Here is a 25,991-nt window from a genome sequence, read left to right as displayed (position 1 = left end):
TCGGCCCCGTGAGTAACCCCTATGTACGTTTGCCTTTGCCATGGTGTAACAGACCGAGAAATCCGTGAAGCTGCCGACAACGGCATCAGTTCCATGCGCCAGCTTGGCCGGGAACTGGGCGTCGGAACCCAGTGTGGCCGCTGCGCCTGCACCGCCCGGGAAATCCTCCGTGAAAGCCGTGCACCGGATTATCTGGCCATGGCAAACATGCTTGCCCAGCCTGCCTGACCCGGCGTTTGCTGCAATCATTTCCTATTTGTGATTTTTTCTCCCCGGCTGAGGGGCTATCCTTGTAGGGATTGCACACTCAAGCATGGAGACCCGTCATGAAAGGCGACAAGAAAGTCATTCAGTTCCTGAATAAAGTGCTCGCCAACGAGCTCACCGCTATCAACCAGTATTTTCTCCACTCCCGCATGTACAAGGACTGGGGCATCACCAAACTGGCGGACAAGGAATACGAAGAATCCATCGACGAAATGAAGCACGCGGATCAGCTGATCGAACGCATCCTGTTTCTGGAAGGGCTGCCGAACCTGCAGGACCTGAACAAGCTGATGATCGGCGAGAACGTCGAGGAGATGATCTCCTGCGACCTCAAGCTGGAAATGATCGCCCACAAGGATCTCAAGGAAGCCGTCATTTATTGCGAGCAGGTTCAGGATTTCACCAGCCGCGAACTCTTCCGCAGTATTCTGGACAGCGAGGAAGAGCACATCGACTGGCTCGAAACCCAGCTCGACATGATCGGCAAGATGGGCATTCAGAACTATATTCAACTTCAGTCTTCCGCAGCGGAGTAAACCACCGTGACAATGGATCTGTCCTGCTTTAAAGCCTATGATCTGCGCGGCCGCGTGCCGGATCAGCTCAACCCGCAACTGGCCGAGCGCATCGGCCGCGCCTACGTGGAAGTGACGGGAGCGAAGCGAGTGATCGTCGGGTACGACATCCGCCTTTCCAGCCCCGAGATCGCCGACGCCCTGAGTTCCGGCCTGATGGCTGCTGGTGCCGATGTTTTCGATATCGGCCTGTGCGGCACCGAGATGGTCTACTTCGCCACCAGTCATTACAAAATGGACGGCGGCATCATGGTCACCGCGAGCCACAACCCGCGGGACCACAACGGCATGAAAATGGTGGGTCCGGACTCACGCCCGATCAGCTCCGACAACGGCCTGAACAACATCCGCGACCGGGTGCCGGAGCCCTTTGCCGACGCGCCGGAGCAGGGCCGCTACGAACCCTGGGAAGTCACCACCGCCTACATAGACCACCTGCTGGGCTACGTGGATGCCGGGTCACTCAAGCCGAAGACCATCGTGGTCAACGCCGGCAATGGGGGAGCGGGTCTGATTATCGATGAGCTGGAACAGCACCTGCCGTTTGATTTCGTCAAAGTGCACCATGAGGCCGACGGCCACTTCCCCAACGGCGTCCCCAATCCCATCCTGGAAGAAAACCGCGCCGTTACCTCGGAAGCCGTCATCGAGTACGGCGCCGCCATGGGCATCGCCTGGGATGGCGACTACGACCGCTGCTTCTTCTTCGACGAAAACGGCCGCTTCATCGAGGGCTACTACATTGTCGGCCTGCTGGCAGACCAGTTCCTCCGCAAAACCGGCGGCGGCAAGGTCATCCACGACCCAAGGCTGACCTGGAACACCATCGACCTGGTCAAAGCCGCCGGCGGCGAAGCCATCGAAAGCAAAACCGGCCACGCCTTCATCAAACAGCGCATGCGTGATGAAGACGCGGTATACGGCGGCGAAATGAGCGCCCACCACTACTTCCGCGACTTCGCCTACTGCGACAGCGGCATGATCCCCTGGCTGCTGGTGGCCGAACGCCTGTGCCAGTCCGGACAGACCTTGTCATCCCTCATCGACGCCCGCATCGAAGCCTACCCCGCCAGCGGCGAAATCAACCGCACCATCGCCGACCCTCCAAAGGTCATCGCTGCCATCGAAGCTAAATACAGCGTGGGTGCCAAAAACGTCTCACACGTTGACGGCGCAAGCATCGAATTCGACGACTGGCGTTTCAACCTGCGGATGTCCAATACCGAACCGGTGGTTCGCCTGAATGTGGAGTCGAGGGGGGATATTCCGTTGATGAAGGAAAAAACGGCAGAGTTGCTGGCAGAAATGCAAAGGCTAAACGAGGAAGGCTAACCCAGTATTCTGGGGCCGGTCGGGGCGGATACCCGTGTCAGAAACTGTGCGGAGCCATGGATGGCGGAGCTCAAGCGCCACATGGATGTGCTTGAGCGTGTTTCTGACACGGGTATCCGCTCCGACCGGTCTTGCACCAAAAATTCAAAGCCAGTCGTTCAGCATAATCCCGATGCCAATCCGCTGAATCCGCTCATTGTAATCAATCAGACTCTCACCGTACCCGTTGAAGTACTGAACATAGCCCTTGACCGTATCCCCCATCGGAAAACTGTAACCCAGCTCAATCGACGTTTTGTTATTGTCAGAACGCAGATTGTTCTGCAACGTCAGTGACAGCGTCCGGTCCTCCGACCACTTGTAGATGGCCAGATAATTGGCATGCCCCAGATAACGCTCGATATCCGCATTGTCATCCTCACTGTCCGGCAGCCGGTACCAGGGCTGCACCATGAACAGCCAGCGGTTATAGCTATAGGCTGCTGAGCCCATGATGCGGTTCCAGCTACGGGAGCGAGGCTCCGACTGGCCATTGGACTCATGATTAAGCCCCAGTGTGACACCATTGAGGGTGCCCGGACCGATGTCATAGTTTAACGACTGCCGCAGGAAGATCTCCGGCTCGAAATTGGTTTCCCGGAACGGCGCGGAATCATCCGTGTTAAAAACCTGCCAGAACGACCTCTGGGTGTAACCGAACCAGAGTGTTGTGCGGTTATCCAGCCAGCCAGTGAGTAGCGGAACCTTGAAACTGATCTGGTACTTCGACTCCTGGTTATCGATACCGTAGTCATAGCGAGCGTTACCCAGCCTGGGGCTGGTGGGTTCCCGGTTCGCACCTTTCATGTAGCTGAAAGGCAGAATGTACATCGGCCGGTGGCCAACGAAACTGCCAGAGAAAGAAAAAATGGCTTTCTCGGCCTCCGCGTAGCGATTCACCAATTCTGACATTACCCCGGAGTCGCCCTCTTCGCCGGCTTCCGATTCCTTTTCCTCCGGTGCCGCGACGGACTCGGAGATGGCATCGAGCTTATCCTCTGGCGCCCGCGCCCGGGCTTCGTCGGGATCAGTGATGGCATCATAACAGGCCAGCCGCTGGATACCGTCCTCAATCAGGGCGCACTCTTCTGGTGACACGTCCTCGAAACGCTGCTCTGCTTGCGTCTGGGTTTCTTCTGCACTTGCCAGTGGGGCGGCGCACAGACAAAGGGCGAAACCATTGGCGAGGAGGGAGGGTAAGCTATGGCTGGCTGGCATTGCGCTGTCCTTATGCAGTGGAAAGACTGATCCATGTATTGGCGATACCGTAGGCCCAGACCCCAAGCAGGGTCATCACCAGCAGTGAAAAGACAATCTTGTGCCGGGTTCTGCGCTCCGCAGCTGCAGCCACCACCCAGCGTAAATACATCAGGCCGATAAAGCAGATAAACACGACCAGACTTGCAGCGGCAGGGATCAACAGCCAGGCGGGGCTGAGCTCGGCCCCGCTCTCGGTGCGGCTGGAAAACCATCCCATGGACGCCAGCAATACGGCAAGCGCTGTGAACTCTGTGATCAGCAGCGGTTTGCGCCAGGAATGGGGTTGCGATTGGTTCGCATCAGGCATAAATTCCGACCTTCGGACTCTGTTTTGTGTATGGTACCCGGAATAAGCGGGCAGGGCCTTCTGACTTACGAAATGGCAACGAATCCGATTGAAACGGCACGTTCATTTTGCACTTTGGTTTTTTTGCCCCGCCGCAATCGCTATAATGCGACAACTGATTATTATAACGCCCAATTGCGAGGTGCATTGTGAAGATGAAGAGAGTCCTGGCTGCCGTACTGCTTGGCTTCGGCCTGACAACAGGTGCCGTAATGGCCAACGTTGAAGATGAAATCCGCGCCCGTATCGCTCCGGTCGGTGACGTATGTGTACAGGGAGAAGATTGCGGACAGGAGTCAGCGCCTGCTGCGTCGGCCAGCTCTGAACCTCGCGCCGGTAATGAAGTCTATGACGCCGCTTGTGCAGCCTGTCACGCCTCCGGCGCAGCCGGTGCACCGATAGTGGGCGACTCGGGTGCCTGGGGCGATCGAATCGGCAAGGGGCTTGAGACACTGGTTGATCACGCCATCAACGGTTTCAACGCCATGCCAGCGAAGGGTGGTTGTTCCAGCTGCTCTGACGAGGAAATTCAGGTGGCGGTCGAATATATGGTCGAACAGAGCGAATAACCTGTCGCTGCGTCACATCTGAACCGAGAAGCCCCGCATTGCGGGGCTTTTTTGTGCGGTCCGGTGAGCGGCATAACACTATCGAACAGGGATTGACGTTATCCGCCCGGCGACCGCAGTGGTGCCGGCGGAGGCACTGACCACCGGGATAGACCAGGCCGCGCCAGTGCGGTCGCCGGCGTGCTGCAACAGCTCGCCATTCAGTCGCGGGTCCAGCCAGGCGTAACTGCCGGAGCCCGACACTTCCACCCAGTTGGTTTCTCCGGGTGCGATGTCGTGATCCCTTCCTTCCCCCGGTTGATTATCAGCCAGTTTGTGCCAACTCGCGCTGTGAGTGTTCGCCATCACCTGTTGACTGGTAAACCGGAGAAAGGGCTCTCCTTCCGTTCCCTGGATCATCGCGGTTTCCTCACCACGGTAGGTCACCAGAATGGCGGGCCTTGGGGCGTCGATGATCATGGCAGTGAAGCCGTTAATTCGCGGCGTCCGTTCTATGCTGGCGGTAAGCCGCTGCGAAGGTATGTTCTCGGCCTCTGGCGCTCCGTGAGCCCCTGCCAGCCCGGAGGCTAACAGGGTCAACACGCAGAGCAACAGTCCGGACAGATGCTTTTTCGAACGCATGTCGTTGTTGAAGCTCATTGTCATGTCATAGCCTCAGAGCAGGCCCAACAGGCTGCCGGATGAGTCGTCATCGTCAGACGAAGTATCGGAGGTGGCCGTATGGGTCTCTGCCATGCATTGCAGGGCGTTATTGATCACCGTGATGGGCGCTGAAACGGATGGCACTCTACCGTCGGCGGTGTCTTTGCTGACAAACAGCATGTACTTGCCTGCTGGCACAACATTGTGGGTCTCAGGCATTGTCAGGCGAAGGTTGCGGCCGTTGCGAGCCTGTACCGGGAGCTCAATGGCGCGCTGGTCACCATCAATGAGGTGCGTCATCACCGTGCGGCGAATCAGCAGCACCTTGTCGATCTCCTCGGCCTGGTCCACCTGGATCCAGAAGTCCTCGTCAACCGTCAGGTCTTCCGGCGCGCTGGTAATCTGCGGGCGGTCGTCCCTCATCGCATAGGGAGGTGTGTAGATCTCGAAGCTGGGGTCACGGCCGGCATTGGGTGCCAGGCCAAAGTCTTCCAGGTTGATGTGTGACAGGTAGGCGGTATTGATCGGTGCATGGCCGGCGATCATGACCCGGCCGTCTGCCATCAGCAGGGCGGTATTGTGGTAGGTGCGCGGGCGATTGGCCGCGGCCATTTCCGTCCAGGTTGAGGTTTCCGGGTCGAACCGCTCGGCGGTCATGATTGGCCCCTCCAGGCCCGGCCCGACTACGCCATCGCGATTGCCGCCACTGAACACCATCACGCTGCCGTCGGGCATCACCACGTTGGTGCCATACCAGCGTGGCTGATTGAGAGAGCCGGTAAGACGGGACCCGTATTCAATCTGGTCACCGTTGGTGCTGATACGATCAATGCGGCTCTGGTCCGTGGGCAGGTAGCCGCCGGGATTGGTGAGCAGCGCGTAACTGGGTACGCCCCCCGCGGTGAGCAACTCAATATCTGTATAGTCACCGTTTTCATCAGGCTTGAGTGGCAGCATGGTAGAGGAAGTGGACCCCCGCATGCCGCCGGCGATGGCAGTTTTCAGGGTGTCTTCATCCAGCCCCAGGTCACTGGCTGCGGTCAGCAGGTCAGTGGGGGACTGCAGCACGCCGCCGAGTAATGATGTGCTCTGTTCCAGGGAAACATTGGTCACGTTCAGCGTGCTGCTGAGCTCTGCAAGACCGATTTCGTCCAGCCGCAGCGGCAGTCCGGCATAGCCGATGTCTGTCCAGCTCTGGTTGTCCGGGTTATAGCTGGCAACGATGTTCCACAAGGCCTGGTCGTAGCCCTGACCAAACGGGTTGAAGGCCTGGCCACCGGCGTTATAGAGCACATGGCCGTTGGGCAGCAGGTGCATGCGCGGATAGAGCGGCAGTGAACGATCTGCGGTGGAGGGGTTTTGCGCCCAGGTACCTGCGCAGGGGTCGTAGGTTTCCGTCTGGACCACGTTGCGGCCGGAATTGAGGGGGTCTTCCGGATACACTGGCTTCAGCAGTTTGGTGACACCACTGGCGACAAAGATGTCGCCGTTGCCCAGCGTGACAAGAGACGGGTACCAGCGGCCATAATTCATGTCGCCACTCTGGGTCCAGGTGTTGGTCTCCTCATCGAAGATCCGGGAATTCTTGATGCCTTCCAGTTCCGCCGCGCCCAGGGGCAGGCCATCAATCCCGGGTTCTGAATAATAGTCGGTACCACCAACGGCCATAACCCGTCCGTCAGCGAGGCCAACCACGTCGGAGCAGAACAGGGCACCGTCATTCTTGCTGGTGTTGTCGGCGGTGTCGATCACACCATCCAGTTCGGTGCCATTGAGCAGGGTTTCGCTGTCGTTACCGTCGGGGTTGGCGCCGGCGCGCAGTGGGTCGGGCTTCAGCCAGGTTGGCGTGTCGTTCTCGCCCAGTGACAACACCCTTGTCTGGTCGTTGACAGAGACTTCGCCAAACTCCGCCACTATCGAAAGCTCTACGTTCTCCGTGCCCTCCAGGGCATTCAGGTAAAGCAGGCGGTCGTCTTCCAGCAGGGCGATGGTGCCCGCTGCGGGTTTGCACTCGAGCATGCCGTCGGACCGGGTGATGCATTTTTCGCTGGTTTCGACGGCCTCGCCGTCCACAATGATGGTTGGCTCCGCAAAGGGTGCGCTGAAGCGACCTTTTGAGGCGGCATCATCGGTGGGCTCGGCTTCTGTTGTGTCAGAGCTCCCGGTCAGTGTCGATAGCAGCCCCGCTGAGGACGGTAACGCAGTGGTAAGCAGGATGGCGGATCCCGCGGCCAGGGCAAGGTTCCAGGTATGGGTTATCTCGTTTCGAGACATATTGATCTCCCGTGTGTTGTTGTTTTGGACTCGGGGAGGCAGAGCCTCCCGAATCAACAACGGGACAAAACAGTCGGGAGATGCAGGCATAAAACATTAAATTGTATTCATGTTCCGAGGTCGCCAAGAAGTGCGCTCAGCGTGGCCTTGCCCTTCTTCTGGTTGGCTTCCACATCAAGATCACCGGTACCCTCCCAGCGCAGGTCGTCTTCCGGCAGCTCATCCAGGAAGCGGCTGGGGATGGTTTCCAGTTTTTCGCCGTATTGTTTGCGCTGGGCGGCGTAGGTGAGGGTGAGGGTTTCCCGGGCCCGGGTGATGCCTACGTACATCAGCCGCCGCTCTTCCTCGATATTGCCTTCCTCGATGCTGGAGCGGTGGGGCAGGATTTCTTCTTCCAGGCCCAGGATGAACACATGGGGAAATTCCAGGCCTTTGGAGGCGTGCAGGGTCAGCAACTGAACCTTGTCGCTGTCATCTTCCTCTTCCTGCTGTTCCATCATGTCCCGCAGGATCAGCCGGCTGATGGCATCCTCGATGCCCATCTCGTCGGCCGTGCCCTTGCCATCGTCCAGCATGCGCTTGATGGATTCCACCAGGTACCAGATGTTCTCCATCCGCCGCTCCGCCTGTTTCGGTGAGCCGGAATGCAGGTGTAGCCATTCCTCGTATTCAATGTCGGTAAACAGCTGCTTGATCACGGGAATCGGGTCTTCGCTAAGCAGGCGCGCACAGGTGTTGTCTACCCAGTGGGCAAAGCGGCGCAGGCGGTCGAGCCCCTTTTCCGTGACATGGGTTTCAGCACCCATATCGCCCAGGGCGCGGAACAGGCTGACATCGCGGGAGCGGGCGTAATGGCTGAGCTGCTCCAGGGTGCGGGGGCCGATCTCCCGGCGTGGTACGTTGACCACCCGCAGGAAGGCGGCGTTGTCATCCGGGTTCACCAGCAGGCGCAGGTAGGACATGGCGTCCTTGATCTCGTTCTTGGAGAAAAACGACTGGCCGCCGGAGATGCGGTAGGGAATCTGGTAGGCCTGCAGCTTCATCTCCAGCAGGCGTGCCTGATGATTGCCCCGGTAAAGCACGGCGAAATCCCGGAAGGCCTGGCCTTTCTTGAGCTTCTGGTCGAGGATTTCCGTGGCCACACGCTCGGCTTCCGCATCTTCGTTGCGGCAACGGACGATGCGCAATTCATCCCCGATGGTGTGGTCGCTCCACAGGGCTTTCTCGAACACGTGGGGATTGTTGGCGATGACCGTGTTGGCGCAACGCAGGATGCGGGCGGTGGAGCGGTAGTTCTGCTCCAGCTTGACGATCTTCAGGCTCGGGAAGTCTTCCTTCAGTTGCGCCAGGTTCTCCGGCCTGGCGCCGCGCCAGGCGTAGATGGACTGGTCGTCATCGCCTACCACGGTGAAGGCAGCGCGCTCTGCTACCAACAGCTTCACCATTTCATACTGGCAGAGGTTGGTATCCTGGTATTCATCCACCAGCATGTAGCGGATCTTCCGGCGCCATTTCTGCAGCACCTCCGGATTGTCGCGAAACAGTTGCACCGGCAGCAGGATAAGGTCATCGAAATCAACGGCGTTGTAGGCCTTCAGGTATTCGTTGTAATACCGGTAGATAATGGCAATGCGTTGCTCCCGCTCATCCGCGGCCCGGCTCCAGGCGTCCTGGGGGCTGCGCATGGCGTTTTTCCACGACGAGATGGTCATCTGCACGTCGGACAGTTCATCGCCGGCATCCGCACTGGCCTCCCGCATCATCAGATCCTGCAGCAGTGCCTTGGCGTCTTCCGCGTCAAAAATGGAAAAACCGGGATGATAGCCCAGGTGCTCGTGCTCCTCCCGGATCATGTTGAGCCCCAGGTTGTGAAAGGTGGACACAATCAGCCCCCGGGTCAGCTTGCGATCCACCAGCCGCCCGACCCGTTCTTTCATTTCCCGGGCGGCCTTGTTGGTAAAGGTGACTGCGGCAATGTGTCGCCCGGGAATGCCCAGGTGCTCGATCAGGTACGCAACCTTGCGGGTAATCACGCTGGTTTTGCCGCTGCCGGCACCGGCCAGTACCAACATGGGGCCATCCGCGTACCGGACGGCTTCACTCTGTCGGGGGTTGAGCATGTTCACAATATGGGCGCCAAATCGGAATTTGAGGGGTTAACTCGGGAAGCGGTTATTCTACACCAGCCAGACTTCCTGTACCTTGAGGATCTATCAGCTATTCTTGAGGAAACGGAGATGTTTGCTCACCAGCAACGGGACGCTTGTTGATGACCCTGGCAGTAAAATCGTTTAATTCCGGCCATGTGCGCCTGTTGGTACTGACACCCGAGTACTCGGATTTTTTGTGGCTGGGGGCCATGCTGGCAGAAGACAGGGAATTGGAGCCTGATCTGACCTGGTGTCCGGATCTGATTGACTGCGACGACCTGATTCACAACACCCACTTTGATGTCATCCTCTGGGACTGCGTGTTTCATGGTGGTTCCGAAGATGCTTTCCTGCAATACCTGTCTGCGTCCAGTAATGAAAAGCCGGTGCTGGCCATGAGTGCGGAGCCGGCCGCAGAGCGGGCGCCAGGCCTGTATTCCAATGGTGCCGCGGATTACCTGTGTCGCCAGGGGCTCGATCGGTGGGGCCTTTGCCGGGCAGTTCGGTGCCTCTGGTACCGGGAACAGTTGGCCGAGTACTCCCATGGCCAGTTGGGCAGAGAAGTCGCCAGCGGATTTATCAATCGCGATCTGTTTTTCGACCGCCTGCAGCAGGCCTTGTTGCGGGCAGAGCGCGCCAGTCAGCGGCTCGCCCTGCTGCACATCAACCTCGACGATTTTCGCAGTTTCAATGAATCCTTCGGCTACCAGAAAAGCGACCAGATCATGCTCAAACTGGCGGAGCGCCTGCGGCTGAACCTGCGGCGCATGGATTCGCTGATGCGTATTGGTGGCGATGAGTTCGCGATCATTGTCGAGAAAGTGGAAGACTCACTGGATATCACCCAGATTATCCGCAAGATCGTGAACGCGATCGGTGAGCCACTGAGCATCGATGGCCAGAACGTGGTGGTCAGCGCCAGCCTTGGGGTTGCCACCTATCCCGAGGCCGGCGAAAGCCCGGAGAACCTGATGCGCCGGGCCAACCGCGCCATGTTCGAGGCCAAACGCGATCCCGGCACCAGCTACCGTTTTTACGATCGCCAGTTGCACATTACGGCAGGCTACCAGTTACGCCTGGAGGCGGATCTCCGCAATGCCCTGCGGGGCAACGAACTGGAAGTCTACTATCAGCCGCGGATTGACCTGGCGTCCGAGGAAGTTCGCGGTGTGGAATGCCTGTTGCGGTGGAATCATCCGGAGCGGGGGCTGGTGGGCCCGGATGAGTTTATTCCGGTGGCGGAGCGTAGCGGGTTGATCGTACCCATTGGCTACTGGGTAATCGAGCAGGCCTGCAAGCGCCTGCAGGAATCTTCCGAGCTGGGGCATCCCGGGCTGGTATTTGCCGTCAATCTCTCGTTCCGCCAGTTTCATGACCGCAAGATGACGGAAACCATTTTCCGCATTATCTTCAATGCCAATGTGGATACCAGCCTGCTGGAACTGGAACTCACCGAAAGCGCCATGATGCATGACCCGGAATACGCCCAGCGTTGCCTTCGGGAGCTCAACCAGTTGGGTATCAGCTTTGCCCTTGATGACTTCGGTACCGGTTTCTCCTCCCTCAGCAATCTCCAGCATCTGCCCATCTCTCTGGTCAAAATCGACAAGTCCTTCGTACAGGAGCTGGGACATTCGGCGGATGCCGAACACATTATTCGCGCCATCATCAGCCTGGCCCACAGCCTGCAGATCAGTGTGGTCGCAGAGGGCGTGGAAACCGAAGGACAACTGGAATTCCTGCGTCAGCACCACTGTGATGAAATCCAGGGTTACTACTACGCCCGCCCCATGCCCTGGAATGATCTTGTTCAATTCCTGGACAACCGGAGCCGCTCTGCTTGCCTGCAGCAATAAGCCGCTGTACCTTTGCGCTTTGACTCGTAAGCATCAGATGAGGTTGCATGAACAGTATCATCAGGCGCATTGCTGACGAACTGGGTGTTCGTGAACAGCAGGTTAATGCCACCGTGGAAATGCTGGACGGTGGCGCCACCGTCCCCTTTATTGCCCGCTACCGCAAGGAAGTCACCGGTTCGCTGGACGACAGCCAGTTGCGCAACCTGGAAGAACGCCTGCGCTATCTGCGGGAACTGGATGACCGCCGCTCCACCATCCTCAATAGCATTGAGGAGCAGGGCAAGCTGACCGATGAGCTGCGTGCCAGCATCGATGCGGCGGATACCAAGAACCGCCTGGAAGACCTTTATCTTCCCTACAAACCGAAGCGTCGTACCAAGGCCCAGATTGCCCGTGAGGCAGGGTTGGAGCCCCTGGCGGATGCGCTTTATGACGATCCCACCCTGGAGCCCGAGCAGACAGCGGAAGGCTACCTGAACGAAGAAGCCGGTATCACCGACGCCAAGGCCGCTCTCGATGGCGCCCGTTATATCCTCATGGAACGGTTTGCCGAGGACGCGGAGCTGCTGGGTGAGCTGCGTGATTTCATCTGGCAGCAGGGCCAGCTCAAGGTCACCGTGGTGGCCGGCAAGGAGAACGAGGGCGCCAAGTTCCGCGACTACTTCGACCATGTCGAGCCACTGAAAAAAGTGCCTTCCCATCGTGCCCTGGCCATCCTTCGCGGCCGCAACGAAGGGGTGCTGACCTATTCCATTGTGGTGGGCGATGCCGAAGACGACCGCCGACAGCCGCATCCCGCTGAGCAGCGGATTGCCGCTCGCTGGCGCGTTCGAGACAACGGCCGCGCTGCCGACCGCTGGCTGTCGGAAGTGGTGCGCTGGACCTGGCGGGTAAAGCTGTCTACCCAGATTGAAACCGACCTGATGGCCCAGGTGCGGGAAGCGGCGGAAACCGAAGCTATCAACGTGTTTGCCGCCAATCTCAAGGACCTGTTGCTGTTGGCGCCCGCCGGCCAGCGCCCGACCCTGGGGCTGGACCCTGGCCTGCGCACCGGCGTGAAAGTCGCCATTATCGATGGTACCGGCCAGGTGGTGGGGCATGGTGGCATTTTCCCCCATGCGCCGCGCAACCAGTGGGACCAGTCCATTGAGCAACTGGCCAAATGGTGTCGCGAGTACCGCATTGAACTTGTTGCCATCGGCAACGGCACCGCTTCCCGTGAGACCGAAAAGCTGGTGGCGGACCTGTGCAAGCGTTACCCGGAACTGAAACTGGCACGCATTGTGGTCAGTGAGTCCGGCGCTTCCATCTATTCCGCCTCCGAGTTTGCCTCCCGCGAGCTGCCGGACCTGGATGTGACCATCCGTGGCGCGGTGTCGATTGCCCGCCGCCTGCAGGACCCGCTGGCGGAAATGGTCAAGATCGAACCCAAGTCCATCGGTGTCGGGCAGTACCAGCACGATGTCTCACAGGTGCAGCTGGCCCGCAGCCTGGATGCGGTGGTGGAAGACTGTGTTAACGGTGTTGGCGTGGACCTGAATACGGCCTCCATTCCGCTGCTGGCACGGGTGTCGGGCCTGAATCAGAGCATTGCCCAGAACATCGTCGATTTCCGTAACCAGAATGGCGTATTCCGTGATCGCAAGCAGTTGCTTAAAGTGTCGCGGCTGGGGGACCGTACCTTCGAGCAGGCGGCCGGCTTCCTGCGCATTGTCAGTGGCGACAACCCGCTGGACCGTTCGTCGGTTCACCCGGAGGCCTATGGCGTGGTTGAGGCCATTGCCCGCAAGAACAACCGCAAGGTTGAGGGCATTATTGGCGATGCTGCCTTCCTGCGGTCACTGAAACCGCAGGATTACGTCACCGAGCAGTTTGGTCTGCCCACCATAAAGGATATTATTACGGAACTGGAAAAGCCGGGTCGGGACCCGCGCCCGGAATTCCGCTTTGCCAGCTTTGAGGAAGGAGTGGAAACGCTGAACGACCTGAAACCGGGCATGGTGCTGGAAGGGTCTGTCACCAACGTCACCAACTTCGGGGCGTTCGTGGATATCGGCGTTCACCAGGACGGACTTGTGCATATTTCCGCCCTGTCCAATACCTTTGTCAAAGACCCGAGGGAGGTGGTCAAGGCGGGGGATATCGTCAAGGTCAAGGTGATGGACGTGGACATCCCGAGAAAGCGGATTGCGCTTTCCATGCGTATGGATGACCAGCCTGGTGAGAAAGCCGACCATCGTGCCGGTTCCGGTGGTAACCGCAGGGATGGCAGTGGCAAGCCTTCCGCCAGGAACGATCGCCAGAAGGGCGCGGAAAGCCCGCAGAAGGGTGCCATGGCCGGAGCACTGGCACAGGCGCTGGCATCTGCCCGTAAAGACGGCCGTTAACCCGCGCCGTTACACATTATTCTGATGACGGCCGGTGATCCCGGCCGTGATCCCAGCAGGAGTCATTCATGGGTGAATCCCGCCATCAGCTTTTTCAGCAGTTCACTGCCAGTCAGTGGACAGGGTTCAGGAAGGGCGTGGAAAAAGAAGGCCTGCGGGTCGATCGCAACGGCTTTATTGCTCAGACTCCGCATCCACGCTCCCTCGGCTCCGCGCTGACCCATCCACGGGTCACCACGGACTACTCCGAGGCTCTGCTGGAACTGATCACGCCAGTGTTCGACACCACCCGGGGCATGCTTGACTCCCTGCGGGACATACACCGGTTCGTTCAGCATAATCTGGGTGATGAGGTGTTCTGGTCTGCCAGCATGCCTTGTGAGCTGGATGGCGACGCAAGTATTCCCATTGCCGAGTACGGTACCTCCAACATCGGGCGCCTCAAGCACGTTTACCGTCAGGGCCTGGCAGTGCGTTATGGCCGCATGATGCAGAGCATTGCCGGTGCCCATTACAATCTGTCCCTGCCGGACAGCTTCTGGAACCTGTGGCAGCAGGCGGTTGGCAACCAGCAAAGCCTTCAGGATTTCAAATCGGACCAGTACTTCTGGCTGATTCGCAACTTCCGCCGCCGCAGCTGGCTGCTGATGTTACTGTTCGGGGCGTCGCCGGCACTGGATGCCAGCTTTGTGAAGGGGGTGCGTCACGACCTTGCCCGTTTCCGAGACGACACCTGGTACCGCCGGGACGCCACATCCCTGCGCATGGGAGATCTGGGCTATCACAATAATGCCCAGGCCTCGCTGAATATCTGTTTCAACGAACTGAAGACCTACACGGACACCCTTTACCGGGCGATTCACACGCCGTGGCCGCCCTATGAAGAGATCGGCATCCGGCGTGATGGCGAGTTTATCCAGATCAACACCAGCGTGCTGCAGATCGAGAATGAGTACTACAGTGCCGTACGCCCCAAACGTACCACCGAGCGCGAGGAGAAGCCGATTCAGGCCCTGGAATCCCGTGGCGTGGAATACATTGAGGTGCGTTGCCTGGATCTCGACCCGTTCTCCCCGGTCGGGGTCAACGAAAGCCAGGTCGATTTCCTCGATCTGTTCCTGCTGGATTGCCTGCTGTCCGACAGCCCGCGCATTGACGATGACGAGTGTGACCGGCTGGACGACAACTACCAGGATGTGGTGGCCAGGGGCAGGGACCCGAAACTTACCCTGTGTCGTGCCGGTGAGCCGGTCGCTGTCGATGATGCGGCCAGGGCTTTGCTGGACCGACTGGCGCTGCTGGCGGAACAGTTGGACGGCTGGAATGGTGACCAAACCTACCGCCGCGCCCTGGGTGACCAGAGAGCCAAGTTGGAGGATCCGCTTCGGGTTCCCTCGGCAAGGGTGCTGGAAGCCATGGAAAGTTCCGGTATGGGGCACCGCGAGTGGGGGCTGGAGGTGTCCAGGCGCCACCAGCAGACGTTGCGGGACGAAGGCCTGCCGGATGAAGTGATGGCGGCGTTCGAGCAAATGAGCAAGGAGTCTCTTTCGGAACAGGCTGCCATGGAGCAAGGTGATAACCAGCCCTTTGGCGATTTCCTGGAGCAGTACCTGCGTTCCTGACGTGGAAGTTCCGGACCTGTCGCACAGAAATGTAACAAAAGTTTGTCAGGCTCTGCCGGCGCTGTTAATTTCTGTAAACAGAAGGCCACCGTCCGAGGGTGGCCGGGCAGGTAAACGGAGAACCGACATGGCCAGAGACATCAAGCTGGGATGGGATGTGGAGTCCCTGAACAAGGCCTATCGCCAGGGCTACATGGCGGCCTCCATGGGAATGGATCGCAATCGTTGTCCGTACCGCGGTGACGTGGTGATTGCTGCCTGGGAAGCAGGCTGGGAAGACGCCGAACAGGTGGCCAGAGAGGCGCAGCCCGTCGATGACCTGTTCTCCCGCATTGCCTGACTCTCGCCGCACTTCCTCGTGGTTACTTCTGCACCACAAACTCGGTAAATAACACGCCGGTGATGCTTTCGCCGGTTTGTTGCTCTTCCAGTACCGCATTAATTCGACTTGCAGCTTCCTCTCGCAGCGCCTGCTGTCCTTCATTTCCAGATAGCCGGTCAGTATCCGTCTGCTCTCCGAACAGCATCACCAGCTCGTGGCGCAGCCTGGGCATGTGGGCTTCTACCGCCGGGCGCGTGGTTTCCCTGGAAGCCCGTATGGTGACGGCCGCCTTGAGGTAGGTCAGCCTGGTGCCCGGCTCACCCACGTGAGTCACGAAGGGAGGGTCCATTTCAATGTAGTCGGTTATTCCCGGCTCTTCCTCCTGCAGCTCTTCCTGCTCGGCTTCCTCGTCTTCCTGGGCAAAGGTGATGGAGGCCAGGGGCAGGGCCATCAGCAGAGTCAGCAAAAGATGCTTTGGCTTAAGTGTCATAGGCTTGAAGTTCGTATTGGTTTAAGGTTAAGTGGCTGGGCGCCTGCAGGCACCACCGATGCTGGGAGAATAGCAGGGTCGATGCAGGGTTGCAGCATCTGCTGGTCCCGCCACATCGGCGGGACGAACTGTCTGACATGAATGTTGATCAGAGGTACACATTTGACTTCCAGAGCCGTTTTTTTCCTGATATTCCTGCTTTGTGCCGGCCTGCTTGGCGTGGCCTTCTACATGGAACATGTCATGGGGCTGGAGCCTTGCCCGTTGTGCTGGTTGCAGCGGTTCGGATTTATGGCCGCGGGCCTGGTCAGCCTGCTGGCGGCGCTGCACGGCCCCCGGGGATTCGGGATCAGAGTCTATGGTTTTTTTCTGGCGGTGAGTGCCGGGGCCGGTCTTGGGGTAGCGGGGCGTCAGCTCTGGTTGCAGAGCCTGCCTGCTGACCAGGTTCCGGCCTGCGGCCCGTCGGTGGAGTATATGCTTGACGTTCTGCCCTGGATGGAGGTGCTGACCACTGCGCTCAGGGGGACTGGCGATTGCGCCGAAGTGACCTGGCGTTTCCTCGGGCTCAGTATTCCCGGGTGGACCGCCATCTTTTTTACTCTGCTGGTGATCATTGGTCTGATCATGCTGTTCCGGCCCGGGAAAAAGTCTGGCTGGATACAGGGCTGAAACGGTTGCGACGGACCGTCAGCATGGGGTAACTTGAGACTCGACACAACAAGAAGAATCAAACCAGAACCCGGTAACCGGAGATAGACCTCATGTTGGATAATTGCCGTAATGCCAGGGAGCGTTGGGGTGGTGTCAGCGAACTGATCGACCGTTGGCTGAAAGAAAGGCAGGAGTTGCTGGTGCACTATTGCGATTTGTCCGGCACCGCGGATTACTCCCAGACAGACGCATTGCATGCGAAGTTCGTCAGGCTCTGCGAAGTGCTGGTGGATTACGTATCGGCAGGGCACTTCGAGATATACGATCAGTTGGTACAGGAAGCCAGGGAATTCAATGATGGCGGTCTGGAGCTGGCGGCAAGGCTGTATCCGAAGATTGAACAAACGACGGAAACGGCATTGAACTTTAATGATCGTCTCAATGGCCAGTCGCTGACGGAAGCTGAGGTCCGCGAGTTGTTCGAGCAGCTTTCAGAACTGGGGGAAACCCTGGAAAGTCGTTTTGAAATGGAAGATTACCTCATTGAACACCTTCACAATGCCCACGCAGAGAAGGTCATGTCGTCTGCCTGAATGGCACGCTTGATGGCTTCCCCCGGCATCACATGGTGAAGCGGGGGAAGCGCAGGGCAGACGTGATTATTCCGGATTGATTTCCAGCAGTTCCACGTCAAACACCAGGGTCTCGTTTGGCCCGATCCTCTGGTTGCCACCGGGTCCGTAGGCCAGATCCGCCGGAATATAGAGCTTGGCCCTGCTGCCCTCGGACATCAGTTGCAGGCCCTCAGTCCAACCCGGAATAACCTGGTTCAGGCCGAAGGTAACCGGTTCGCCGCGCTCGCGGGAGCTGTCGAACACCTCTCCTGAAATCAGCTCGCCGGTGTAGTGAACCTGGACCCGGTCATCTACACTCGGCTTCTCGCCGTTGCCTTCTTCCAGTATTTCGTACTGCAGGCCAGAATCGGTGGTTTCAACACCATCACGCTCTGCGTTCTCGGCCAGGAATTCTTCCCCTGCCTCACGGTTCTTTTGGGCCAGCTCTTCTGTCTGGGCTGACTCCTGCTCCTGCAACTGGGTCTGGTAGGCCATCAGGGCCTCCTGGATTTCTTCCCGGCTCATGCGCGTCTGCTCTTCATCGCCGGCGTGGCCATGCTGGATGCCCTGCAGGAACTGGTCCATCTGCAGATCTGGCAGATCGTTGCCCATCCGCTCGCCCATCACCAGGCCCATGCCATAGCTGACCTTTTCATCGGTGGATTCCAGTGCGGGATTTTCCGGGGCCGCATCCTGTGGTGAAGAGCAGCCGACCAGGGCGCCGGCAACGGCCAGTGCGATCAGGGTTTTGTTCATTGCCTGTTCCTTCATTGTGGTTACTGTTGAATGATTACGAACGCACAGAAGGTAACGGGTTCTGTCGCCAGATGCCACTGAACATGTGTTAAGGGAGGGGTAACGGCAGCGTTAACTGCCGTTGTTGGCGGTGTTCGGAGATAGCGAGAACGGCGCCCGGTAGGGCGACTGCCAGTCGGTATCCGGGTCGGAGGCTGGTGGTCCCAGGGTTTTGTTGTCTGTCCGTTCTATGGCCAGGGCATTCCATGGACCCTGGGCTGGAGGTTTGTCGGCGTAATGCCAGCTCCCGTCGCTGTCCTGCCACTTGAAAACGATATCCGGTCCCTCAGTGGGCACGGGAGAAGGGACCAGCCCCTCGAACGAGGGAATGTCCACATTTGCTTCTGTTTCTGCAGGCTTGGATGACGTTTCCGCGGGGTCGTTAAGACCAAAGAACATTAACGCAACAAGAACGCCCAGTGCGGGAAACGCCAGCCGGATCAGCCATTTCATCAACATGGCCCGTTATCTCCCTTTGCGAGTATTGACAGTTCTCTGGCGAGTGTGTCCAGCAGTCTGCCGGTCCCGTTATCCATGTTACCCTCCGGTGCTGCAGCAAGAAGGTTATTCCGGGCCAGACTGGCCGTGGGTTCCTCGCTGGAGCCTGTATTTGTGTCTGAAACCAGGGCCTGATAGGCCAGCGCCAGCTCTACCCGCTCTGCTTCAAGTTCGCTGCGGGCTATGCATTCCCTCACCATAGCAGTGTGAGGGTTGGTTTTCGTTATGTATTTTCTCGCAGACCTGAGTGGCCCGGTAACCTGGCTTCGCCAGTCTGTTACCGAGCGACTCTCCCGGCCGGTAAATCTGTAGCCAGAGGACGCAAGCCAGATCGCGCATAGAATCCGGGTAACACTCCAGCCCCGGCTCTGCAGCTCCAGACACATTTCCTGTGCCCGGGGAGATTCCCAGAATCGGCAGGCAAAATGCCATAACGGGTTTTCCGGATCAGCATCCTCAGGTATCTTGCTCCCGCTACTACACGACATGGGGCACCTGCCGGTTCCTTATTAAACGTTCCCTGATACCATTACGTTATGCTAACGATAACCGATCTCAGTTTACAACGGGGTGGCGTCTGGTTGCTAGAAGCCGTCAACCTGACCGTTCAGCCTGGCCAACGGGTGGCGATAGTCGGTGCCAATGGTGCCGGTAAATCCAGTTTGTTCCAGTTATTGCTGGGGCAGCTGTCACCGGAGCAGGGGAGTGTGTCATTACCCGGTGGTTGCCGGATTGCCCACATGGCCCAGGAAGTGGCTGCCTCGTCCCGGAGTGCCCGGGATTTCGTGCTGGATGGCGACCACGACCTGCGGCGGATGGAGGCAGAACTGGCTGCCGCGGAAGAGCGCGGGGATGATCACACCATTGCACGTATTCATGGCGAGCTGGACGTTCACGAGGCCTGGTCCGCGCCGCGCCGGGCGGAATCCCTGCTGCGGGGGCTCGGGTTTTCCGATGCCGACGCCGACCGGCCGGTATCGTCGTTTTCCGGTGGCTGGCGGATACGTCTGAACCTGGCTCAGGCACTGATGCGCCCGTCGGATCTGTTGCTACTGGATGAGCCCACCAACCACCTGGATCTGGATGCATGCCTGTGGCTGGAAAACTGGCTGCGGCGTTACGAGGGCACGCTGCTGTTCATCTCACACGATCGGGACTTTATGGATCGAGTGGCGACACACCTTGTGCACTTTGATCAACGGCAGCTGGAGTTATATACGGGTAATTACTCAGCCTTTGAAACCCAGCGCAGCGAACGTGTTGCCCAACAGCAGGCCGGTTATGAACGCCAGCAAGCGAAGATAGCCGAGATTCAGCGCTTCATTGACCGATTCAGAGCCCAGGCCACCAAAGCACGCCAGGCCCAGAGCCGTGTCAAAGCGCTGGAGCGTATGGAGAGGATTGCTCCCGCCCACGTGGATTCGCCATTCAGTTTCGAGTTCCCGATGGCGGACAAGGTCTCGAATCCGCTGCTGTCTATCCGCAACGGTGCCGCCGGTTACGGCGATACGGCCATTCTGGAGGGGATCAATCTCTCCCTGATGCCCGGCAGCCGAATTGGTCTGCTGGGCCCCAACGGCGCTGGCAAGTCCACGCTGATGGATGCCCTTCGCGGTGAGAGCACGTTGCTACGGGGCGAGCGGACCACCGGGGAGCATCTGGCCATCGGCTATTTTGCCCAGCATCAGTTGGAGTCCCTTGACCTGGATGCCAGCCCCTTTCTGCACCTGCAACGGCTGTCTCCCAGAGCCTCGGAACAAAGCATCCGCAATTTTCTGGGCGGCTTCGACTTCCACGGAGACGGCGCCCTGAGTGCCATCCGCTCGTTTTCCGGTGGGGAAAAGGCGCGGGTAGCCCTGGCCGTCATTGCCTGGCAAAAACCCAACCTGCTGTTGCTGGACGAGCCCACCAACCACCTGGACCTGGAAATGCGCCAGGCCCTGACCATGGCCCTGCAGAACTTCGACGGAGCGATTGTCGTGGTCTCCCACGATCGTCACCTGTTACGTAACACGGTGGATGATTTCTGGCTGGTGAACGATGGCCGGGTGACGGATTACGATGGCGACCTGGAAGATTACGAGCGCTGGCTGGCAGACCGGCGTAAAGATGAAGCAGAAGCGCCCAGGCGCGAGAGCGGAAGTGTTACTGCTGGTTCGGCGACAGCCGCAGACGGTCCCGGTGAGAATGCGGACGACCGCAAGGCCCGCAAACGGGCAGAAGCGGCTATTCGCCAGAAGCTCAGCCCCTATCGCAAGCAGCAGACTGCGCTGGAGAAGGAAATGGACAAGCTGCAGTCGACACTGACGACACTGGAACGAGACCTTTCGGAGCCTGATCTCTATGCCGACCAGGGCAAACAGAAGCTGAAAGAATTGCTGGGTCAGCAGGCCGCCGCCAAGAGCCGTCTTGCCCAGGTAGAGGCAGAGTGGCTTGATATCAGCGAGACGGTGGAAAACCTGGAGGCAGAGCTGACGCCCTAGAAATTCACCTTCAGGCTGAAATCCTGTTTGGCGAGGTAGTCCCGTTCATTCTCGAGGTCGGCGAGGGTAAGAGGGCGGTCATCCAGCCAGCCGGACGGGAATTCCACCGCGAGACCGTTGTTGGAAGGATACAGGCGCAGTTCCGGTGGCTGCTCGTGATTGCGCGGATGTTGGAGCAGTACGGCCAGCCGAACCAATACACACAGGTAACGCAAGCGGGGAATGTCCTCAGGGTCCAGGCCCTCAAAAATGGCGGAAGAGAACTTGCGCCGGTGGCCACGAACCAGGGTTGCCAGGTCACGCTGGAATTGCTGGCTGAAACCGGGAAGATCCGAGTAGCGCAGCAGATAGGCGCCATGCTTGTGGTACTGGCTGTGCGATATGGTCAGGCCGATTTCATGCAGTCGGCAGGCCCAGCGCAATACCTCCTCGTCTGTCGGGGAATTCAGCCCCCAGGTATCTGCTACCTGCCGCCAGGCCGCGATAGCGGTGTCCTCGACGGCGCCGCCGTGCTCCTGATCCACGTGGTAACGCTCCTGCAGGGCCTGTATGGTCCGCACCCGCACGTCTTCATGCTGAATCCTGCCGGCAATATCGTAGAGCAGACCCTCGCGCAGGGCGCCGTCGGCGAAAGTCAGTTCCTTGATCTGCAGCGACTGGAAGGCCCCCATCAGAATCGCGAACCCCGCCGGAAAAATGCTCTGGCGGTCAGTGCGCACACCCAGGTCGCCAAGCTTCTCCACCTTGCCCATGTCCACCAGACGTTTTCTGAGCTCGGTCATGGCTTCGAGGGTGATGGTGCCATCGGTTATCTTCAGGCTGGCCAGCACGCTGGCAATGGCCTTGATCGAACCGGATGACCCTACGGCACTCTGCCATCCCTTGTTGCGGAAGTGCTGGCGGATATTCAGCAACTCCTGTTCTGCGTGGGTGACAGCTTTGTCCATCTGCTTGCGGGTCACCTTGCCATCGGGGAAATACCGGTTGCGGAACGACACGCAGCCCATGTGCAGGCTTTCCAGATCCTGGGGCTCGAAGCGCTCACCGATGATGAACTCGGTGCTGCCGCCACCAATATCAATCACCAGGCGTCGGCCACTGTCATCCGACAGGGTGTGGGACACCCCCAGATAGATCAGACGAGCCTCTTCGCGGCCAGCGATGATCTCCACCGGATAGCCCAGTACCTCCTCCGCCCGGGCCATGAACTCCTGGGTATTACGGGCAACCCGCAGGGCATTGGTGCCCACTACCTGAACCGCTTCCGGAGGCATGCCCTGCAGCCGTTGAGCAAACCTGCTAAGGCAGGCCAGGGCCCGTTGCTGGGCGTCTTCGGTAAGGCGGTTGTACCTGTCCAGGCCGGCTCCAAGCTGAACCTTCTCGCCCATCTTCTCAAGGGTGCGGATTTCACCGTGAACAAGACGGGCAACCACCATGTGGAAACTGTTGGAGCCCATATCAATTGCTGCGAGCAGTTCTGGCGGGGTGGCGGAGGAGTTGGCCGTCACGTGTATTGAATTCCTTCTGCCAGGCCCTGAATAGAGGGAAGGGAACTTGATAAGCCGTACGCGGGAAAGCCCGAAAACGGTTGTGTAATGACCAGTGCAAATGCGATAGCAGGCGGAAACCGCCGGATCTGGTGATTACTATAAGCGATATACCGTGTAACGCAATGGTGCACTGGTGGTCAGTGTAATCCGAAGTACCCGGACAGAAGGAAGCGCTTCACATAAGCGGGACCAATCGCGTAAAGTATTGCATACCATGATCACGGTGAGCGGTTATCAATAGCCAGTGGCAGGACCGCCAGCCACAGTCAATAGCATCTCGCAGGCGGCTAGTGCCGTTGAAAGATGCACGAATCAGGAAACTGCAATGAGCGGAAATATTGTAAACGTAACAGACGCCTCCTTTGAGCAGGACGTACTGCAGTCAGACGTACCTGTACTGGTCGATTACTGGGCAGAATGGTGCGGCCCGTGCAAGATGATTGCACCGGTGCTGGAAGAAATGGCCGAAGAGTACGAAGGCAAGCTGAAAGTCTGCAAACTGAACATCGACGAAAACGAGCAGACACCGCCCAAGTTCAACATCCGCGGTATTCCCACACTGATGCTGTTCAAGAACGGCAACGTGGACGCCACCAAAGTGGGCGCCCTGTCCAAGTCACAACTGGCCGCGTTCCTGGACAGCAATCTCTGATAGCTGCCAACGGCCAAAACCGCCCCTGAGCAAACGCTCACGGGCGGGTTTTTTTGCTATAAACCAGCCCGAAGACTATTCCCAACTCTGAGTACGGTCCAGGTCAGCAGTCTTCTGCTCAACCCAGTGCTCGCTATCGCCGGTAATTTCCTTCTTCCAGAACGGCGCCGACGTCTTCAGAGCGTCCATAATAAACTCACAGGCCGCAAACGCATCCCCACGGTGGGCACTGCACACCCCCACAAACACAATCTGCTCACCCAGCGCCAGATATCCCACCCGGTGAATAACCCGGGCCTCACGCACATCCCAGCGCTCCGAAGCCTCACGAACCAGTCCCTCGATAACCTGCTCTGTCATCCCCGGATAATGCTCCAGAAACAGCCCCGTCACGCCCTTCAGGTCGCCACTGTCGCGAACCAGCCCGGTAAACGTCGCAATGGCTCCGGTCCCGGAACCGCTGTCCCGGAGTGCACGATATTCTTCCGCAGGATCAAAATCCTGTTGCTGGACCCGAATCACATCAGCCTCCTGTTACCGGCGGGAAAAACGCCACCTCATCGCCAGGCTGCAACACCTTGTCCGGCTTCGTCATCACCTGATTGACCGCAATCATCACCGGTTGCGCGCCATCCAGCTGAGTCCAGTTCCCACCCCTTGCGGCAAGGCTGTGCAGCAATCTGCCTGCTGTCAGCCCGGATTCCGCCTCTACCGTAAGCGACGCGGTATCCAGCTCTTCCCGTAGGCGGGCAAAAAACTTCACAGTAATGGTATTGTCCGCAGTCATGGTTATTCCAGCAGCTCCGCAAACGAGTAGTAGCTAATAATATCTCCCTGGCCGATGGTCTGGTTCTCCGGCACCACAGCCAGCCCGTCAGCCCAGCACGCCGAACTCAGCACACCAGAGCTCTGATTAGGGTAGGCCATTATCACCGGGCCGTCATCGCCGAGGCTTTTGCGGGCGCGGACATACTCCCGGCGAATTGAAGGCTTCTCGATCGAAAACCCGGCCGGCATCCGTTCGCCATGAATGGTAACGCCTTCCCGGCCCTGACAGGCGCGAATAAACGGCATGCCCACCACCATAAAGGTGACCAGCACCGCCGCAGGATTGCCGGGCAGGCCCAGAACCGGGGTACCGTCCATCGCGCCGAACGCCAGCGGCTTGCCGGGTTTGCTGGCCATGCGCCACAGGGACAGATCGCCGGACTCCTCCAGCACTGCCCGTACATGATCTTCTTCGCCCACCGAAACGCCGCCGGTGGTGATGATCAGGTCAGACTCTGCGGCCGCCCTTTTGAGCGTGCTGCCGGTCGCCTCCCGGGTGTCTGCCAGGGTTTCACACAGCGATACATCGCAGCCAGCCTTCGCCAGCAGCCCCAGCAGGGTAAACTGGTTGGAATTATAGATCTGACCGGGCGCCAGAGGTTGCCCGGGGGCTACCAGCTCATCACCGGTGTTAAGGATGGCGACTTTCAGTTTCGCGTACACGGTAACTTCGGCCACGCCCATGGATCCCAGCAGGCCCATCTCCTGGGCCCGGATCCTGGTGCCTTTGGCCAGTGCCAGCTCACCCCGGGCCAGGTCCTGCCCCTGGCGGCGGATATTCTGGCCTTCGCTTACCGTTGCGTTGATGGTGATGCCACCATCGGTCACGGTGACCCGCTCCTGCATGACCACCGAGTCTGCGCCTTCAGGGATCTCCGAGCCGGTAAAAATCCGCACCGCGGTGCCGGGCTGAAGCGATCCGGGTGCCTGGCCGGCGGCTACTCGCCCGGAAACCTGCAACACGGCTTCGCTGGAAAGGTCCCCGGCTCGTACGGCGTAACCATCCACCGCGCTATTGTCAGCAGGCGGTACATCCGCCGGAACCGTGTAATCCCGGGCCAGAACCCGGTCCAGGCTGTCTGCCAGATCCACGGTTTGCGTCTGTGCGACCGGGCGGGCGCGGGCGAGGAGATGGTCAATGGCATCGTCAACGGGAATCAGGTCAGAACTTGCCATGGATTATCGCTCCGAGCGCTCGCCAATGACCTGGTTGATGCGGTCGAAAGGCTTGTCCGGCTTACCGAGGGCGAGGGCCGAGAAATTACAGGGGCCATGGCGGCTGTCCAGTTGGGTGTTCAGAATGCCGTTCCAGCCGGTACGGCAGGCGCCGGTAGAGCCGGGCAGGCAGAAAATCACGGTGTGATTAGCCAGTCCGCCAAAAGCGCGGGACTGAATGGTGGACGTGCCGATCTCGCTGGCGGACAGGCGGCGGAATTCCTCGCCAAACCCTTCAATGGCCTTGTCCAGCAATGGCGTGACGGCTTCGGGAGTGCTGTCGCGCTCGTGGAATCCGGTGCCGCCGGTGATGATCGCCACATTGATTTCCGGGTCTGCAATCCACCCTGACATCAGTGCCCGCACCAGGTACACATCGTCTGGCAGGATGCGTCGGGCAACCAGCCTGTGGCCTGCTTCAATGATGCTGTTTTCCAGGAACTGCCCCGAAGAGTCTTCTGCGATGCCACGGCTGTCAGACACGGTCAGCAAGGCGATGTTCAGAGGTTTCAGGTCGCTGGTGGTATCACTGCTCATGGAGTTTCTCCGAAAAATGTGAAGTCATTCTGAC

The 25,991-nt window shown here is 58.9% G+C and carries 26 protein-coding genes; 12 read left to right on the top strand and 14 right to left on the bottom strand.

Annotated elements, in window-relative coordinates; genetic code table 11:
- Positions 1-21 precede the first annotated feature (21 nt).
- From QPL94_RS18875 to QPL94_RS18865, 3 genes are all read left to right on the top strand, one after another.
- Positions 22-228, top strand: coding sequence for a bacterioferritin-associated ferredoxin (locus QPL94_RS18875; protein ID WP_137437031.1), 207 nt, complete (start codon positions 22-24; stop codon positions 226-228).
- Positions 229-326: 98 nt separating this feature from the next.
- Complete coding sequence (gene bfr / locus QPL94_RS18870; RefSeq protein WP_137437032.1) at positions 327-803, top strand: bacterioferritin; 477 nt, start codon at positions 327-329, stop codon at positions 801-803.
- A gap of 12 nt (positions 804-815) precedes the next feature.
- Positions 816-2,174, top strand: a complete 1,359-nt coding sequence (locus QPL94_RS18865; protein ID WP_285359578.1) for a phosphohexomutase domain-containing protein — start codon at positions 816-818, stop codon at positions 2,172-2,174.
- 144 nt (positions 2,175-2,318) lie between these two features.
- Here the strand turns inward: QPL94_RS18865 and QPL94_RS18860 are convergent, their stop codons facing one another.
- Positions 2,319-3,431 carry a phospholipase A gene (locus tag QPL94_RS18860; protein ID WP_285359473.1) on the bottom strand — a complete coding sequence of 371 codons (1,113 nt, stop codon included), beginning with the start codon at positions 3,429-3,431 and terminating at the stop codon, positions 2,319-2,321.
- A gap of 10 nt (positions 3,432-3,441) precedes the next feature.
- Positions 3,442-3,780, bottom strand: a complete 339-nt coding sequence (locus QPL94_RS18855; RefSeq protein WP_285359472.1) for a hypothetical protein — start codon at positions 3,778-3,780, stop codon at positions 3,442-3,444.
- A gap of 194 nt (positions 3,781-3,974) precedes the next feature.
- Here QPL94_RS18855 and QPL94_RS18850 point away from each other — a divergent pair, with 194 nt between their 5' ends.
- Entirely contained in the window at positions 3,975-4,388 is a 414-nt protein-coding gene (locus QPL94_RS18850; protein WP_285359471.1) for a c-type cytochrome, read from the top strand.
- Positions 4,389-4,466: 78 nt separating this feature from the next.
- Here QPL94_RS18850 and QPL94_RS18845 read toward each other — a convergent pair whose 3' ends face one another.
- The 3 genes from QPL94_RS18845 to rep all read right to left on the bottom strand — a co-directional run bounded on the left by QPL94_RS18845 (position 4,467) and on the right by rep (position 9,430).
- Positions 4,467-5,033, bottom strand: a complete 567-nt coding sequence (locus tag QPL94_RS18845; protein WP_285359470.1) for a hypothetical protein — start codon at positions 5,031-5,033, stop codon at positions 4,467-4,469.
- A 9-nt stretch (positions 5,034-5,042) separates the two neighbouring features.
- Entirely contained in the window at positions 5,043-7,304 is a 2,262-nt protein-coding gene (locus tag QPL94_RS18840; protein ID WP_285359469.1) for a galactose oxidase early set domain-containing protein, read from the bottom strand.
- 107 nt (positions 7,305-7,411) lie between these two features.
- Complete coding sequence (gene rep, locus QPL94_RS18835; protein ID WP_285359468.1) at positions 7,412-9,430, bottom strand: DNA helicase Rep; 2,019 nt, start codon at positions 9,428-9,430, stop codon at positions 7,412-7,414.
- A gap of 143 nt (positions 9,431-9,573) precedes the next feature.
- Here rep and QPL94_RS18830 point away from each other — a divergent pair, with 143 nt between their 5' ends.
- From QPL94_RS18830 to rmf, 4 genes are all read left to right on the top strand, one after another.
- The gene (locus tag QPL94_RS18830) at positions 9,574-11,310 is read left to right on the top strand and encodes an EAL domain-containing protein (protein WP_285359467.1); all 1,737 of its coding nucleotides are present in this window, start codon (positions 9,574-9,576) and stop codon (positions 11,308-11,310) included.
- Positions 11,311-11,357: 47 nt separating this feature from the next.
- Positions 11,358-13,700, top strand: a complete 2,343-nt coding sequence (locus tag QPL94_RS18825; RefSeq protein WP_285359466.1) for a Tex family protein — start codon at positions 11,358-11,360, stop codon at positions 13,698-13,700.
- 68 nt (positions 13,701-13,768) lie between these two features.
- Positions 13,769-15,322 carry a glutamate--cysteine ligase gene (gene gshA, locus QPL94_RS18820; RefSeq protein WP_285359465.1) on the top strand — a complete coding sequence of 518 codons (1,554 nt, stop codon included), beginning with the start codon at positions 13,769-13,771 and terminating at the stop codon, positions 15,320-15,322.
- Between the two features lie 127 nt (positions 15,323-15,449).
- Positions 15,450-15,662, top strand: coding sequence for a ribosome modulation factor (gene rmf, locus QPL94_RS18815; RefSeq protein ID WP_285359464.1), 213 nt, complete (start codon positions 15,450-15,452; stop codon positions 15,660-15,662).
- Between the two features lie 22 nt (positions 15,663-15,684).
- Here the strand turns inward: rmf and QPL94_RS18810 are convergent, their stop codons facing one another.
- Positions 15,685-16,134 (bottom strand): flagellar basal body-associated FliL family protein, encoded by a 450-nt coding sequence (locus QPL94_RS18810; protein WP_285359463.1) that lies wholly within the window; start codon positions 16,132-16,134, stop codon positions 15,685-15,687.
- 162 nt (positions 16,135-16,296) lie between these two features.
- Between QPL94_RS18810 and QPL94_RS18805 the strand changes: the two genes are divergently transcribed.
- Both QPL94_RS18805 and rsd read left to right on the top strand, forming a co-directional pair.
- Complete coding sequence (locus QPL94_RS18805; protein WP_285359462.1) at positions 16,297-16,803, top strand: disulfide bond formation protein B; 507 nt, start codon at positions 16,297-16,299, stop codon at positions 16,801-16,803.
- 92 nt (positions 16,804-16,895) lie between these two features.
- On the top strand, positions 16,896-17,378 hold the full coding sequence (gene rsd / locus QPL94_RS18800; RefSeq protein ID WP_285359461.1) for a sigma D regulator: 483 nt from the start codon (positions 16,896-16,898) through the stop codon (positions 17,376-17,378).
- A gap of 66 nt (positions 17,379-17,444) precedes the next feature.
- On the opposite strand, the gene bamJ is transcribed toward rsd, so the two are convergent.
- From bamJ to QPL94_RS18785, 3 genes are all read right to left on the bottom strand, one after another.
- Positions 17,445-18,155, bottom strand: coding sequence for a BamJ family beta-barrel-assembly machinery protein (gene bamJ / locus QPL94_RS18795; protein WP_285359460.1), 711 nt, complete (start codon positions 18,153-18,155; stop codon positions 17,445-17,447).
- Positions 18,156-18,266: 111 nt separating this feature from the next.
- Positions 18,267-18,653, bottom strand: a complete 387-nt coding sequence (locus QPL94_RS18790) for a DUF4124 domain-containing protein (RefSeq protein WP_285359459.1) — start codon at positions 18,651-18,653, stop codon at positions 18,267-18,269.
- Entirely contained in the window at positions 18,647-19,180 is a 534-nt protein-coding gene (locus QPL94_RS18785; RefSeq protein ID WP_285359458.1) for a TIGR02444 family protein, read from the bottom strand. Before QPL94_RS18785 ends, QPL94_RS18790 begins: the two co-directional genes overlap by 7 nt.
- Before the next feature lie 48 nt (positions 19,181-19,228).
- On the opposite strand from QPL94_RS18785, the gene QPL94_RS18780 reads away from it, so the two are divergent.
- Complete coding sequence (locus tag QPL94_RS18780) at positions 19,229-21,175, top strand: ATP-binding cassette domain-containing protein (protein WP_285359457.1); 1,947 nt, start codon at positions 19,229-19,231, stop codon at positions 21,173-21,175.
- On the opposite strand, the gene ppx is transcribed toward QPL94_RS18780, so the two are convergent.
- Positions 21,172-22,683, bottom strand: a complete 1,512-nt coding sequence (gene ppx / locus QPL94_RS18775; protein ID WP_285359456.1) for an exopolyphosphatase — start codon at positions 22,681-22,683, stop codon at positions 21,172-21,174. The two genes, QPL94_RS18780 and ppx, sit on opposite strands and share 4 nt — an antisense overlap.
- 367 nt (positions 22,684-23,050) lie before the next feature.
- Between ppx and trxA the strand changes: the two genes are divergently transcribed.
- Positions 23,051-23,377 (top strand): thioredoxin TrxA, encoded by a 327-nt coding sequence (gene trxA / locus QPL94_RS18770; protein ID WP_007153552.1) that lies wholly within the window; start codon positions 23,051-23,053, stop codon positions 23,375-23,377.
- A gap of 75 nt (positions 23,378-23,452) precedes the next feature.
- Here the strand turns inward: trxA and QPL94_RS18765 are convergent, their stop codons facing one another.
- Genes QPL94_RS18765 through moaB form a run of 4 tightly spaced genes read right to left on the bottom strand, consistent with a single transcriptional unit; the run spans position 23,453 to position 25,957 of the window.
- Positions 23,453-23,899: a molybdenum cofactor biosynthesis protein MoaE gene (locus QPL94_RS18765; protein ID WP_285359455.1), complete on the bottom strand. Its 447-nt coding sequence runs from the start codon at positions 23,897-23,899 to the stop codon at positions 23,453-23,455.
- 1 nt (position 23,900) lies between these two features.
- Positions 23,901-24,164, bottom strand: a complete 264-nt coding sequence (gene moaD / locus QPL94_RS18760) for a molybdopterin converting factor subunit 1 (protein ID WP_285359454.1) — start codon at positions 24,162-24,164, stop codon at positions 23,901-23,903.
- 2 nt (positions 24,165-24,166) lie between these two features.
- Positions 24,167-25,381: a molybdopterin molybdotransferase MoeA gene (locus QPL94_RS18755; RefSeq protein ID WP_285359453.1), complete on the bottom strand. Its 1,215-nt coding sequence runs from the start codon at positions 25,379-25,381 to the stop codon at positions 24,167-24,169.
- A 3-nt stretch (positions 25,382-25,384) separates the two neighbouring features.
- Positions 25,385-25,957, bottom strand: coding sequence for a molybdenum cofactor biosynthesis protein B (moaB, locus tag QPL94_RS18750; RefSeq protein ID WP_285359452.1), 573 nt, complete (start codon positions 25,955-25,957; stop codon positions 25,385-25,387).
- Positions 25,958-25,991 lie beyond the last annotated feature (34 nt).

The organism is Marinobacter sp. SS13-12, from assembly GCF_030227115.1.
Classification (GTDB): domain Bacteria; phylum Pseudomonadota; class Gammaproteobacteria; order Pseudomonadales; family Oleiphilaceae; genus Marinobacter.
Note: the sequence above shows the minus strand (reverse complement) of the source record. Positions and strands in the feature narration are given on the sequence as shown.